The following is a 13898-nucleotide window of genomic DNA, read 5'->3' on the forward strand; positions in this document are numbered from 1 at the left end:
TTACCCATACTCATATTAAGCCTCCCCAACCGTCAAGATGGTACCATCCATACTATATTCTGGGATGGGTAAGTTAAGCGGTGCCGGAACGCCACTATAGACGCGACCCGCTAGGTCATACTTAGACCCGTGACAAGGACAGAAAAATCCACCGTACCAGTCATTACCACCTAAGTCAGCAGCACCAACATCAGGACGGTAATTTGGTGCACAGCCTAAATGCGTACACACGCCTTCTACAACCAATACACTTGGTTCTAAAGAACGAGTAGGATTCGTACAGTATTCAGGTTGTAGTGATGCACTAGAATCAGGGTCAGATAATAATGGCTTTACTGATTCAAGCGTACCTAACATGTCTTCAGTGCGTTTGACTACAAAGATAGGTTTGCCGCGATATTTTACGACAATCATTTGTCCTTCTTCGATAGAACCGATATCTTGGGTAACTGCAGCGCCTGCAGCTTCTGCTTTAGCACTTGGATACCAAGAACGAACAAAAGGTGTCGCCACAGCAGCTACCCCAGCTGCACCAATCGCGGCAGTCGAGGCAATAAGAACTCTACGGCGTTGTACATTAACGCCTTCGGCATGGCTCATTAATACTTCCTCCAGGTGAATGAAATGGGATTATCCCACACTGGGTTTGTGACTTAGAAATTTACAATACCAATATATAAGCCACGTTAGCTGTGCCTAATTTTGCTAATTGTTGCTATTCTAAGCTATTTTGGTCATAAAATAAATTATTGTGTCAAAAATAAAACTACTCTGACAGCACATCTTTTCTAGCTGTAACCTTACTAAAAAGTTACAGCCAGTCTAAAACTAACATTTCATTATATTAAAATATGATTTTAACAATTACCCTAGAATCAATAAGGATATTCAAAGACCGAGAATGATACTTGAAATTACGGTAATGTTCACTAACTTTCCATACATTTACTACTATTTGTCTCATTAAGACATATTCAAGATAACTGACAACTATTTGTCTGTTTTTTGCCTAACAATACTATATTGATTGTCTTTATCATTTTGATTGGCTAACCAAAAGCACTTCAATCATTTTCAAGGGCTTCCCAACGTTCAAGCTTATTCATCATTTCATCTTCAATGACTAACAGTCGCTCGCTTGCAACAGTTGCCGCCTCGAAGTCTTGAATGAACCATGAACCATCAGCCAATTTTTCTTGTAGCTGAATTTGCTCTTGTTCAAGAGCGGCAATCTCTTTTGGTAGATTATCAAGTTCGCGCTGATCATTATAGTTCAGCTTTTTTGCCGCTTTATTGGGCTTGGCTACTGCTGTCGACTTATTAGGAGACTTACTATTTTCAGCACCTTTGTTAGTAGACTTAACTGCATTGGCTGCTTGTGCGCGATTCTTCTGTATCAGATATTCTTGGTAGCCACCGACATATTCTTTAACGATACCTTTGCCATCTTCATCTTGGTCAAACACCCAAGTAGAAGTGACTACGTTATCCATAAATGAGCGGTCATGGCTAATCAAAAGAATGGTACCGTTAAAACTACTGACGGACTCTTCTAACAGCTCAAGGGTGGCCATGTCCAAGTCGTTGGTTGGCTCATCAAGTACCAGGATATTAGCAGGTTTTAGCAGCTGTTTGGCGAGTAACACACGGTTACGCTCACCACCAGATAGGGCTTTAACTGGGGTACGTGCACGTTCTGGAGCAAATAAGAAATCTTGTAAATAGCTCATGATATGCGTCTTACGTCCACCAACCTCGATGAAATCTGAGCCTTCTGACACGTTTTGAGCAACAGTAGCTTCAAGGTCTAACTGATCTCGAAGCTGATCGAAAAATGCGATTTTTAAATTCGTGCCTAGCTCAACGCTACCACTTTTGGTCACTTCGTCATCAGACATATCGAGTAGGGCTTTGATAAGTGTGGTTTTACCTGCGCCATTCGGCCCTATGATACCGATCTTGTCGCCACGCATAATAGTAGTGGTGAAATTATCGACCAATACATTGCCGTTGTACTCAAGATGTAGATCTTTAACCTTACAGACCAGCTTGCCGCTTTTTTCACCTTCGCCCATCGTAATATTAACGTTACCGACTTGCTCGCGGCGGTCGCTACGTTCTTCACGGAGCGCTTTTAGTTCACGTACGCGGCCTTCGTTACGGGTACGACGCGCTTTAATGCCTTGGCGAATCCAAACTTCTTCTTGTGCTAGCTTTTTATCGAAGTTTGCGTTATTTTTTTCTTCTGCTAATAGCTGTTGCTCTTTGAGCTCTTGGTAACGTGCATAACCTGTTGCACCTTGAGTGACGTCATAGCTCGTTAATTGACCACGATCAAGCTCCACAATACGAGTAGAAAGCTTATCAACGAATGCTCTATCATGGGTGACAAACAGCAGGGTCAGGCCTTGCCAATCGAGCAAGAAACGCTCTAACCATTCAATACTATCAACGTCCAAATGGTTGGTTGGCTCATCAAGTAATAGCATATCAGGCTTCGTTACTAATGCACGTGCAAGCAGTACACGACGCTTACGACCACCGGATAGAGATGATAAGTCATCTTCAGGGTCAAGTCCCATAGTAGTGATCAGACGAGTTGCTTCGCGTTCTAGATCCCAACCGTGAACGGCATCAATATCATGCTGCAACGTTGCCATACGCTCACAAGCATCCATATCACCATCTGCACATAGATTAGTCTGCTGGTTGTATTTAATCAATAGGTCAGCGGTACGACGACTTCCACCCATGACGATGTCTAATATTCTACCGCTAGTCTCAGGTACGTCCTGCTCAAGCATTGCTACGCTTGCACTACCGTTAATGATGACCTCACCACTATCAGGCTGCAATGAGCCGTTGATTAGTTTAAATAAAGTAGATTTACCTTCGCCATTGCGGCCGATCAAACAGACGCGCTCGCCTTCGTTGATGCTAAAGTCAATGCCATCGAGAACAGGAGCAACGCCAAAGGCGAGATGGATATTTTTTAAATGTATCAGTGCCATAAATTATCTTAAGCTTATATATAGTGGTGAAAGTGATGATTGAACGATAGTGATATAAAGGATGTTGCTAAATTGTCAGCAGTATAACATGCTGCCACACGACTTTAGCGTGAGCAAAGATTTTTTATCATGTCTATTATGGTTAAAGTACGAATATAAATGAGGTAATTTTCACTTTAGCACTATCATCTTATTAGTAACAATCATCATGACTAACCCCTCGTTAACTATAAATGACCTATAATATGAGACCTATACTATAAATAGTCATGACATTGAGAAAAGTATGAATACCGCATTAGAAAATACAGAAGACAGTACAAGCCAAAAAGATAGGATATCAGACCATTCTGAGCTATACACACAAATGGTTGAACTACAAATGAGTATGGCTCATCTTGAATTAACAATAGAGCGTCTTGATGAAGTGGTTACTCGCCAAGACAAACATATTCATACACTGCAGCGTCAGCTAAAGCTGGTATACAAGCAAGTGGAAAGTCAAAGTGCTGACGATGGTATTGCGCCCTTTGATGTAATAGCAGATAGACCGCCACATTATTAAATTTGAGGAAATTACCTATTATTTATCTTGGTTTTTGGTAACTTTTTAATTAACTCAACTATATCTCTATAAATAGATATACCTATTATTCTGTGACCAAACGGTCATAAACGAGAAATAATATATATTTTTTGTTGTCTTAACGTTCAAAAGACATTAACATCCTTCACCGAGGATACCACCTGCATAATGATGATTATCAGGAAGGTATGACAATGAGGACGTTTGGAGAAATATAATGGGCCCTAATTTTCATTTAAAAACACTTGTAGTAGCTATTGCAGCCTTTTCTGTTGCTAGTATAGGTAACGCCGCTGGTCTTGATCGCTCAGGGCAAGATATCACTGCATTCTTACAAGACGGCCTGTACGCAGAAGCCAGTTATACTTATATTGATGCTAAAGTTAGTGGGCATGATAATGCTTATATCGGTGATGATAACAACGGTTATCAACAAGATAAAAAAATTGATGACATCGCTGAGTCATATGACTTTTTCCGTTATGGTGTAAAAGCGGATATTAACGATACTTTTAGCGTTGGTATTTTATATGATGAGCCTTTTGGTGCAGCCGCTGACTATAGTGGTGATAATAATTTTGTTGCAAAAGGTGATACAAGTGCGACTATTAACTCTGTTTCTAGCGGAAAATTTGCCAATGTGACCGAAGCATTAGGTGCACAAGCTTTTTTACAAGGTGAAATTGATCGTACAACAGATCCAGAATTGAAAGCAGCTCTGACAAAACAAAAAAGAGAGGTAGATGTTGCTTTAGGTGCTACCCAAGCAGAACTTAATAGTAAAGGTGAAGGTACTAACGTTGAAGTACGCAGTGAAAGTATTACTGGTATTTTAGGTATGAACTTTGGTGTCAATAAAAACTTCCAAGTCTATGGTGGTCCCGTTGCACAGCAAATCCAAGCTGATGTAAAGCTACGCGGTCTTGCCTATGGTCCTGCTACGGGCTATACCGCTCATCTTAGTTCTGGTAAAGATTATGGCTGGTTAGCTGGATTATCATATAGCAAACCAGAAATTGCCTTAAAAGCAGCATTGACTTATCGTTCTGAGATTGACCACAGCATACCTATCCATGAGCAGTATCCAGCAGTTGGTCTTGAAATGGGTAGTAGCATCGATATTACTACCCCTGAATCTGTGAACTTTGATTTCCAAACTGGTGTTAACCCAACGACACTAGCCACTGCAAAAGTACGCTATGTACCATGGAGCGATTTTAATATCGTACCACCATTATATACAGCAGTTAGTAAAGCCAGATATCCTGATGGTCTACCGCTAGTCAGCTATGATGATGATCAATGGGTTGTCGAGCTTGGTTTAGCCAAACGTCTAACGCCAGCATTAGCGGTTATAGGTAATATCGGTTGGGATAGTGGTGCTGGTAATCCGGTAACGTCATTAGGTCCTATCGAAGGCTACTATAGTGCAGGCCTTGGTGCTAAATATAACGTTACTGAGAACTGGGCAGTTTCAGCAGGTGGCAAATATTTATGGTTCGGTAATGCAAAAGGCAAAACCCCAACTCAAAACATCGTTAGCAACTTTGAAGATAATGACGGTTACATACTGGGTGTTAAAGTCTCTTATCAAGCTCAATAATCTGAGTATATTCAGACTTATACTGACGTAAAAGTTCTTAACTGCATTTCTATTATTTTAAGCTATAAAAAAGCGATCCATAAGGGGTCGCTTTTTTTGTAGATAAATCTAAGTAAAAAAGGTAAATAAAGAAATCCTGCTGTTAGCATATTATTGATATTAAGAAGTCGATTTAATAGAGCTAGATTTATATATAACCCTTAGCTACGATTGATTAAAGATATGGTTATAATTAAGAACTGTCCAGTCATATTAGAGAAATAAAGCACTTTAAGTGTTGTCTTAGTGTGAGAAAGCCATTACTATTCAAATTAGGAGACCGTTTAAATAACGAGCATAACGTGGTAAATATTATCACTGGCTAATTATGGTAACGGTAAAACAACGAGGATGTTTGGAGATACACAATGCGCAATACTTTTCACTTGAAAACACTCGCGGTAGCAATCGCAACAATTTCTGTAGCTAGTTTATCTAATGCTGCTGGTCTTGATCGTTCTGGTCAAGATGTCACCGCATTCTTCCAAGATGGTACTTATGCTGAGGCTGTTTATACTTATATTGATGCTGATGTCAGTGGTAAAGATAGTGCTAACGTTATACCTACTAGTAATACTTATGTCGAAGGCGGTGATACTGGCGATATTGCTGAATCTTATGATTTCTTCCGTTATGGCGTAAAAGCTGATATTAATGATACTTTTAGTGTAGGTGTTATATACGATGAGCCGTTTGGTGCCGCTGCTGAATACACTGAGGGCAACTTTGTAGCTCAGGATGGAGACAACCGTGAGGCTACTATTACGGCTATTTCTGGAGGTGCTATTGGTCCAGGTTCACCGCTTGGAGTTACTAGTTTTGCTCAGGCACAAGGTACAGTCACTGCTCTTCAAGGTATATTGGCACAGGGTGGTACTTTGACGCCACAGCAGCAAGGTGCATTGGCAGCGTTGGCTCCAGCAGTTGGTATTGTAAATGGAGAGTTTAGTACGGCTGGTGAAAATACTAACGTTGAAGTACGTAGTGAAAACTTAACGGCTTTACTAGGGGCTAAATTTGGCGCCAATAAAGAATTCCAAGTGTATGGTGGTCCAGTCGCTCAGCGTATTCAAGCTCAAGTGAAGTTACGTGGATTGGCTTATGGTCCTGCTACTGGTTACACATCAAACAGCAATCCTGATATGGATTATGGTTGGATCGCTGGTATGTCATATAGCAAACCTGAAATTGCTTTAAAAGCGGCGTTGACTTATCGTTCTGAGATTGATCATGATATACAGATATCTGAGACTTATCCTCTAGCAGGAACGTTAGCAGGTAATCCAGCTGCTGCTACTCAAAGCAGTACTTACGAGATTACTACTCCCGAATCAGTAAACTTTGATTTTCAAACAGGTATCAACCCAACGACTTTAGCAACAGCAAAAGTACGCTGGGTACCTTGGAGTGATTTTGTAATTACACCACCACTATATAACCAAGTTAGTCAGCGTAGTTATGGTCCTGATGGTTTAAATTTGGTCGAGTATGAGGATGACCAATGGCAGGTAGAATTGGGTCTGGCTAAGCGTTTAGCACCAGCACTTGCTGTGAGTGGTACAGTTGGCTGGGATAGCGGAGCTGGTGATCCAACGACTTCACTAGGTCCTATCGATGGCTATTACAGTGTTGGTCTTGGTGCTAAGTACAACGTCACTGAAAACTGGGCAGTCTCAGCGGGTGGCAAATACCTATGGTTCGGTGATGCACAAGGTCAATTGCCAAGTGAAAAAATCGTTGCTGATTTCCAAGATAATGATGGATACATTGTTGGTGTGAAGCTTTCTTATCAAGATTACTAATAATTTCTTTATTTGCTAGTAACTGACTTTCAAAAAAATAAAAAAGCGATCCATGATGGGTCGCTTTTTTATTATTTTAATTAAGAGAAAGATAAAGGGTATGAGTGTTATAGCAGGTTTAAGGCAATGTAAATCGCGTAGATTCAGTCTCTCATTGTAAACTTGGAGGTAGCGACAATAAGGGTTATAAGTTTAGCTGATAAAAGCTTTTTTGCTTGCTGTGAGTAAGCCTATCATAGGCTGGGTAAACTCATCATAGCTACACTATATCTGTGATTAAAATGAATTGACTATAGTTACACTCATTTTCCCTGCTACTCAAATTGATGACACGCCCTAAATGATCGCTGAGCTAATGCAGATATAAATCATCAGACAGTAAAAAAAGCCAATAAAAAACCCTCGCTACCATGATAGTAACGAGAGTTGTGATAACAACAAAATATGTCGATAGCTTACTTATCTAAGTTAAGTTCCATTTCTTCAAACTTCGCAATAACAGAAGGTTTAGGACCGCCAGTAGCCATACTGACTACGACGATAGCAATCGTACTTAATATAAAGCCTGGGACAATCGCGAATAACCAGCTACCAAGTTCAGTACCGTCAGCTAGAGTGAAGCCACCATAAATCCATAGGATAACGGTCAACGCACCAACGACCATGCCTGCAACAGCACCGTTACGGTTCATACCTTTCCACATTAGACTAATAATAACTAGTGGTCCAAATGCCGCACCAAAACCTGCCCAAGCATTAGACACTAGCTTTAGTACCGAGCTGTCCGGATCAGATGCGAGTAAGATTGATACCACAGCTACAGCGACTACTGATAGTCGGCCGACCAATACTTGGCGAGCTTCTGGTGCATCTTTATCAAAGAATAACTTATAGACATCTTTAGTTAGCGAGCTTGATACTACTAACAGCTGTGATGAGATAGTACTCATGATGGCTGCTAAGATAGCTGCTAATAAGAAGCCCGATACTAGGGGATGGAATAAAAACTGTGTAAACACTAGAAAGATAGTTTCAGGATCATCTAGGGTCATTGCTGTTTTTTGTACATAAGCACGACCAGCAAAACCAGTCATCAATGCACCAATCAAGCTCACAACCATCCAGCTCATACCGATATTACGTGCGGTTGGTACATCTTTAACCGAACGTATTGCCATAAAACGCACAATGATATGTGGTTGACCGAAATAGCCAAGACCCCATGCCATCAAAGAGATAATACCAATCACACTCATGCCACTAGTAATATCTAGCAGGCTTGGATCAATGTTTCTTACTGCTGTAGTAGTCGCCGATATACCACCAAGATCGGTGAAAGCAACGACAGGTACAATCACCATCGCAAATAGCATGATGATACCTTGCACAAAGTCAGTCATTGAGACCGCTAAGAAACCACCAAATAAGGTGTAAGCGACAACAACGCCAGCGGTAACCCAAAGACCAGTACTATAAGATAGGTTAAGTGAGCTTTCAAAAAGCTTACCGCCACCCACTAAGCTTGCAGCAGTATAGACGGTGAAAAATAAGATAATAACCACTGCTGATATGACACGTAGCATGTGCGACTTGTCTTCGAAGCGGTTAGCGAAATAGTCAGGTAGAGTAATTGCGTTATCAGCGACCTCGGTATAAACGCGAAGACGCGGCGCGACAATGATGTAGTTGAGCAGGGCGCCAAGTGTTAAACCAAGTGCAATCCAAACACTAACGACCCCATCAGCATACATGTAACCGGGCAGGCCAAGTAATAACCAACCTGACATGTCTGATGCACCTGCTGACAAAGCAGTTACTGCTGGGCCCAAGCTACGCCCACCAAGCATGTAGCCTTCAGTGTCATTTGCTTGTTTAAAGTAGGCATAGATGCCAATCCCAATCATTACCAAAAAATAGGCACCAAGCGATATTAGTACACCACTAGAAATTCCATTCATAGAAACTGTCCTTAACCAACTGTATTGGTTTTAATTATATTTAACTATAAAGTCTTATGATTAAAATACGATCTACAAAGACAAGAAAAGCCATTAAGTAGAACAAAATGGCTTTTTGCTTATAGTCAGTATTCACTTCTAGTTTTATATGATTGATGCTGTTTTCACCTATAACTTATTAAGTTATCAATAATCAATTAAATTACCTAATGTTAGTAGTTCTAACTGATCATCACGGACAAAATCAATCATTTAAAACTGTCAATTCTGCAATTTGGCTATATCTCTTATACAGAATATAACATGCAGAAGTCAGCAAAAATTAAACATAAAGCACCATTGTTAAACGTTATTACTGATGGTAGTTAAATCATCTATCTACTTATCATAGATAGATGATTGGCAAAAAAAAATAGCTACATTTGCCATCATACCTTACCCAAACCATTCAGTAAGTGAGTATCAGTGTTGTTATGGTAACTATATGTTATAAAAGTAAACCTGTGCGTATTATAACGTATAGAGATTATAATTGCGAACAGCGCCTATGCATATAGACTTCGAACTATTGATTAGATTCATGTCACGAATTGATCTGCTATCTTTACTGTCAGCTATACCTATTATCAGTCAATAGGCGCAAGCAATTCTAATAAAGCTTCAACGCTACTAGAACGCGTTAGTTTGGGATTAATGACCACCCCTAAATATCGTTGTAGTTCGATATTATCAGCCATATTGATACGTTCTAGATCTTGGCTGATAAGGGTTTGCGGCAATACCGACCAGCCAAGTCCAACGGATACCAACATGCGAATAGACTCAAGTGGATTTGTACTCATGGTCGCATAGGGTTTTAGATTATGTTTGGCGAACTCTGCTAGAGTAATTTGACTGGTAAAGGTGTTAGCAGAAGGTAAAATAGCAGGGTAATGTGCCAATTGCTCTAAGGTTACATTGGTTTTCGTCGCTAAAGGCGATAGTGCACCTGTCATAAAATATAGTGGGTCTGACCATAGGGTATGATAGGTGAGGCGCTTATCATAGACAGGCGGTAGTGTTAAAAAAGCCAGAGATAAATTGCCATCAAGGACGGCTTTATGCGCTTCTTCTGAGTCTACGAAATGAACTTCAAGCTGCACCGCAGGATAACTCTGGATAAAATCCTTTAACACTGGAGCAAGATGATGCAAGCCAATATGATGACTGGTACCAATGACTAATTTGCCAGAAACGATTTGCTTAGAATGTTGCAGGTTTATCTTAAAATTCTCGTAATCTTCTAGCCAGCGCTTCGCATGCGGTAGCATTTCACTGGCTGCTTGAGTCGGTACAATACCCCGACCTACGGTATCAAATAAGGTAATTTTAAACTCATCTTCTAGATTTTTGATGCGTTTGCTAACAGCAGGCTGGGTAATAAACAGCTTCTCTGCTGCGCCTGATATGCTACCTGTTTGCATAACGGTCACAAACGTCGTCAAATTAGTGGTATTCAAACCGATGTCCTTAGCTTGGATATAAGCTATAAATAAAAGTTGGCTTGCCTATTCATAATGTATTAGAAATAAAAGTTTGTGAATAGATAAAAATCATCAATTATTATTATAGAATTAGGCTGCTATAATCACAAGACATTGGGACACTTTTTGACATTTTTATTCTGATGGCTTTATAAATTACTGTTTCAGTAAAGAGCAATAAGTATAAGAACAAATAGGTAACCCTAAGAATTTGCAATAATTAACTCTCTATTTATGAAGTATAGGCAGAGATAAATACATAATAAGTAATTGGCAATTAATAAAGGATAGCAATATGGCTGGTCATACGTTATACGACAAACTCTGGAATGCTCATGAAGTCACAAAGCGTGATGATGGTTCGAGCTTGATTTATATTGACCGCCATCTATTGCATGAAGTGACTAGTCCGCAAGCATTTGAAGGCTTAGAGCTTGCCAATCGCGCTCCTTGGCGACTCTCGGCCAACATTGCCAGCCCTGATCATAACGTACCGACAGTGAGTAAAGAGCGTCTTGAGGGTGTGGCTGGTATCAAAGATAAAGTCTCACGCTTGCAGGTGGTTACTCTAGATGATAACTGCGCTAAGTTTGATATTGCTGAGTTCACCATTAATGATGCTCGTCAAGGCATCTTGCATGTGGTTGGTCCTGAACAAGGTCTGGTGCTTCCAGGTATGACAGTCGTATGTGGTGATTCGCATACGGCAACTCATGGTGCACTTGGTTGTCTTGCGCATGGTATCGGAACTTCTGAGGTTGAGCATGTACTTGCAACCCAGTGTTTAATTACCAAAAAAATGAAAAACATGCAAATTCGGGTCAATGGTAAGCTTGGCACTGGCGTAACCTCAAAAGATGTGGTACTTGCCATTATTGCGCAGATTGGTACAGCTGGTGGCAATGGCCACGCAATTGAGTTTGCAGGGCAAGTGTTTGAAGATATGAGCATGGAAGGGCGCATGACTGTCTGTAATATGGCAATTGAAGCTGGCGCACGCGTGGGCATGGTAGCTGTAGATGACATAACGATTGATTATGTTAAAGGTCGTCCTTACGCACCAACGGATAAGCAGTGGGAACAAGCAGAAGCTTACTGGCGTACACTATATTCAGACGATGATGCAGTATTTGATACAGTTATTGAAATCGACGGTAGTCAAATTGCACCGCAAGTATCTTGGGGCACCTCACCTGAAATGGTCGTTGACATTACTCAGTCGGTACCAACCCCTGATCAAGCGGCTGATGAGTCGCAGCAAGAAGGCTGGTTACGCGCTTATACGTATATGGGCTTGCAAGCAGGGCAGCCAATCACTGATATTCAGCTTGATCGTATCTTTATTGGTTCTTGTACCAACTCACGTATCGAAGATTTGCGTGATGCAGCGGCAGTGATTAAAGGTCGTAAAGTTGCAAATACGATTAAAGAAGCTATCGTGGTGGCAGGATCTGGGCAAGTAAAACTGCAAGCAGAAGCAGAAGGTTTGGATACCTTGTTTACCGATGCAGGTTTTGAATGGCGTGAGCCGGGTTGTTCAATGTGCCTTGCGATGAATGCCGATAAGCTTGAGCCAGAAGAGCATTGTGCATCAACGTCCAACCGTAACTTTGAAGGTCGTCAAGGCACTGGTGGACGCACGCATTTGGTGAGTCCTGCGATGGCCGCTGCCGCCGCATTGGCTGGTCACTTTGTGGATGTGCGTACGTTTTAGTTGCTATATGCTAGTGTAATGCGCGTCAATTCTCTATGGATACGTGCATAGCGTTGCTTTTAATCGCCACTCAGTAGCGCCAATTAAAACAGCCACTTACTTCTAAATAAGAAATGTCATTTATAGGAAATTTTTATGCAAGCTTATAATACTCAAACAGGTATCGTTTGCCCACTTGATCGCGCAAACGTCGATACCGACCAAATTATCGCAAAACAGTTTTTGAAATCTATTAAACGTACCGGCTTTGGCGTCAATTTATTTGATGATTGGCGTTATCTTGATGAAGGCTATCCGGGCCAAGACAATAGCACACGCGTTATTAACCCAGACTTTGTCTTAAATAAGCCACGTTATCAAGGCGCAATTATTTTACTGTCACGCAGAAACTTTGGTTGCGGTTCTAGCCGTGAGCATGCGCCTTGGGCATTATCTGAATATGGCTTTCGTACGGTTATTGCCCCAAGTTTTGCAGATATTTTTTATAACAACTGCTTTAAGAATGGCATGCTACCTATTGTTTTAGATGAAGCAATTGTCGATAAGTTGATGAAAGAGACTTTGGAAAATGAAGGCTATGAGCTAACTGCAGACTTGGAGCGACAAGTCGTTATCAATTCAGTAGGACAAGAATATCCATTTGAAATTGATGAGTTTCGCAAGCATTGTTTGTTGAATGGTCTAGATGATATTGGTCTTACTCTGCAGCAGAGCGATGCCATTAAGGATTATGAAAATAAAATGATGCAACAGACGCCTTGGATATTTAATGAAGTCAAGGCATAAGCAACGAATCTTATTGGGCACTTAGCTGCAGCATTTAATAAAAGTAGATTGGTCAATAATACAACGTTGAGTTATGGTAACAAAATGGCTAGAATGAAAGGTAATTTGTTATCACTATGAAATAGTAGCCGTCATTATGAATAAAAAACGTATTGTTGTATTTACAAGTGCAGCTGTCGCAACAAGCTTGCTACTGTCAGGTTGTCAATTATTGACGGGCTACCAGCAAATAGATAAAGCAGAAAATGCTGAGAGATGGGCAGGTAAGATTGAGCCTATTGCTGGTGAAGTAAACATTGCCTGTGCAGGAACCTATCATTGTGAAATCATGCAAATCGACCAAACTTTAGTCATTGCGCCAGATACCCACAAACCAGTAGATCCTGCCATGCTGAGTGTTGAGCAAGTGGACTACGATAATATTGTTAACTCTAAATCAAGCAACATAATAGCACCGCTAAAGAGCCAAAAGTCTGTCAAGATCGTACCTTTATCCGCGTCTGGCATGCCTGGTATGACTAACTATTATGCACGGGTCAAGCCTGCAAAGCGTGAAGTGCATATAAACTTTTATCCCGAAAATAATATCGGTTATGTTGAACGCTTTGCGATGATTCATGAGTTTGTACAGCCAGATACTTATCTGTTACGTGCTTATCGCAAAAAATCCAATCAAGATACAGGCAGTTTGTTAGACACCGCTTCACCTAATCCTTTATGTATTGATCTTATCCAAGGCGATAGCATTAAGCGCCAGTTTTGCAAACAGATGAATACTGAAAGTCAGGGGGAGTTTGTAGAAAATAGCGTTATAAACCAAACAACAAAATCAAAGGCTAAGGTTTAGTATTGTATCATTTGAATAATTAATTTAGT

General features: G+C 40.7%; 10 protein-coding genes. 6 read left to right on the forward strand and 4 right to left on the reverse strand.

Going from position 1 to position 13898, the window contains the following annotated elements:
• Positions 1-15: 15 nt before the first annotated feature.
• Positions 16-600 carry a ubiquinol-cytochrome c reductase iron-sulfur subunit gene (gene petA / locus AAEY87_RS09865; RefSeq protein WP_068036502.1) on the reverse strand — a complete coding sequence of 195 codons (585 nt, stop codon included), beginning with the start codon at positions 598-600 and terminating at the stop codon, positions 16-18.
• Between the two features lie 464 nt (positions 601-1064).
• Positions 1065-3011, reverse strand: coding sequence for an ATP-binding cassette domain-containing protein (locus AAEY87_RS09870; protein WP_068036497.1), 1947 nt, complete (start codon positions 3009-3011; stop codon positions 1065-1067).
• 286 nt (positions 3012-3297) lie between these two features.
• Between AAEY87_RS09870 and AAEY87_RS09875 the strand changes: the two genes are divergently transcribed.
• From AAEY87_RS09875 to AAEY87_RS09885, 3 genes are all read left to right on the forward strand, one after another.
• On the forward strand, positions 3298-3576 hold the full coding sequence (locus AAEY87_RS09875) for a SlyX family protein (protein ID WP_350657045.1): 279 nt from the start codon (positions 3298-3300) through the stop codon (positions 3574-3576).
• Positions 3577-3814: 238 nt separating this feature from the next.
• Positions 3815-5200, forward strand: a complete 1386-nt coding sequence (locus tag AAEY87_RS09880; RefSeq protein WP_350657046.1) for an outer membrane protein transport protein — start codon at positions 3815-3817, stop codon at positions 5198-5200.
• Between the two features lie 407 nt (positions 5201-5607).
• Positions 5608-7041 carry an OmpP1/FadL family transporter gene (locus AAEY87_RS09885; protein ID WP_350657047.1) on the forward strand — a complete coding sequence of 478 codons (1434 nt, stop codon included), beginning with the start codon at positions 5608-5610 and terminating at the stop codon, positions 7039-7041.
• Between the two features lie 455 nt (positions 7042-7496).
• Here the strand turns inward: AAEY87_RS09885 and putP are convergent, their stop codons facing one another.
• Together putP and AAEY87_RS09895 are read right to left on the reverse strand one after the other, a co-directional pair.
• Positions 7497-8999 carry a sodium/proline symporter PutP gene (gene putP, locus AAEY87_RS09890; RefSeq protein ID WP_068036492.1) on the reverse strand — a complete coding sequence of 501 codons (1503 nt, stop codon included), beginning with the start codon at positions 8997-8999 and terminating at the stop codon, positions 7497-7499.
• A gap of 626 nt (positions 9000-9625) precedes the next feature.
• Complete coding sequence (locus tag AAEY87_RS09895; RefSeq protein ID WP_068036490.1) at positions 9626-10498, reverse strand: LysR family transcriptional regulator; 873 nt, start codon at positions 10496-10498, stop codon at positions 9626-9628.
• 319 nt (positions 10499-10817) lie between these two features.
• Here AAEY87_RS09895 and leuC point away from each other — a divergent pair, with 319 nt between their 5' ends.
• The 3 genes from leuC to AAEY87_RS09910 all read left to right on the forward strand — a co-directional run bounded on the left by leuC (position 10818) and on the right by AAEY87_RS09910 (position 13869).
• Positions 10818-12236, forward strand: a complete 1419-nt coding sequence (leuC, locus tag AAEY87_RS09900; RefSeq protein ID WP_068036488.1) for a 3-isopropylmalate dehydratase large subunit — start codon at positions 10818-10820, stop codon at positions 12234-12236.
• Between the two features lie 135 nt (positions 12237-12371).
• On the forward strand, positions 12372-13022 hold the full coding sequence (leuD, locus tag AAEY87_RS09905) for a 3-isopropylmalate dehydratase small subunit (RefSeq protein ID WP_068036486.1): 651 nt from the start codon (positions 12372-12374) through the stop codon (positions 13020-13022).
• Between the two features lie 136 nt (positions 13023-13158).
• Positions 13159-13869, forward strand: coding sequence for a hypothetical protein (locus tag AAEY87_RS09910; protein WP_068036484.1), 711 nt, complete (start codon positions 13159-13161; stop codon positions 13867-13869).
• Positions 13870-13898 lie beyond the last annotated feature (29 nt).

The sequence above is a fragment of the Psychrobacter sp. S1-30-MNA-CIBAN-0213 genome, assembly GCF_040309845.1.
Classification (GTDB): domain Bacteria; phylum Pseudomonadota; class Gammaproteobacteria; order Pseudomonadales; family Moraxellaceae; genus Psychrobacter.

Coding starts and splice junctions, on each gene's coding strand:
- leuD (WP_068036486.1), top strand. CDS start 12,372: ATGCAAGCTTATAATACTCAAACAGGTATCGTTTGCCCACTTGATCGC.
- AAEY87_RS09910 (WP_068036484.1), top strand. CDS start 13,159: ATGAATAAAAAACGTATTGTTGTATTTACAAGTGCAGCTGTCGCAACA.
- putP (WP_068036492.1), bottom strand. CDS start 8,999: ATGAATGGAATTTCTAGTGGTGTACTAATATCGCTTGGTGCCTATTTT.
- leuC (WP_068036488.1), top strand. CDS start 10,818: ATGGCTGGTCATACGTTATACGACAAACTCTGGAATGCTCATGAAGTC.
- AAEY87_RS09870 (WP_068036497.1), bottom strand. CDS start 3,011: ATGGCACTGATACATTTAAAAAATATCCATCTCGCCTTTGGCGTTGCT.
- petA (WP_068036502.1), bottom strand. CDS start 600: ATGAGCCATGCCGAAGGCGTTAATGTACAACGCCGTAGAGTTCTTATT.
- AAEY87_RS09875 (WP_350657045.1), top strand. CDS start 3,298: ATGAATACCGCATTAGAAAATACAGAAGACAGTACAAGCCAAAAAGAT.
- AAEY87_RS09885 (WP_350657047.1), top strand. CDS start 5,608: ATGCGCAATACTTTTCACTTGAAAACACTCGCGGTAGCAATCGCAACA.
- AAEY87_RS09880 (WP_350657046.1), top strand. CDS start 3,815: ATGGGCCCTAATTTTCATTTAAAAACACTTGTAGTAGCTATTGCAGCC.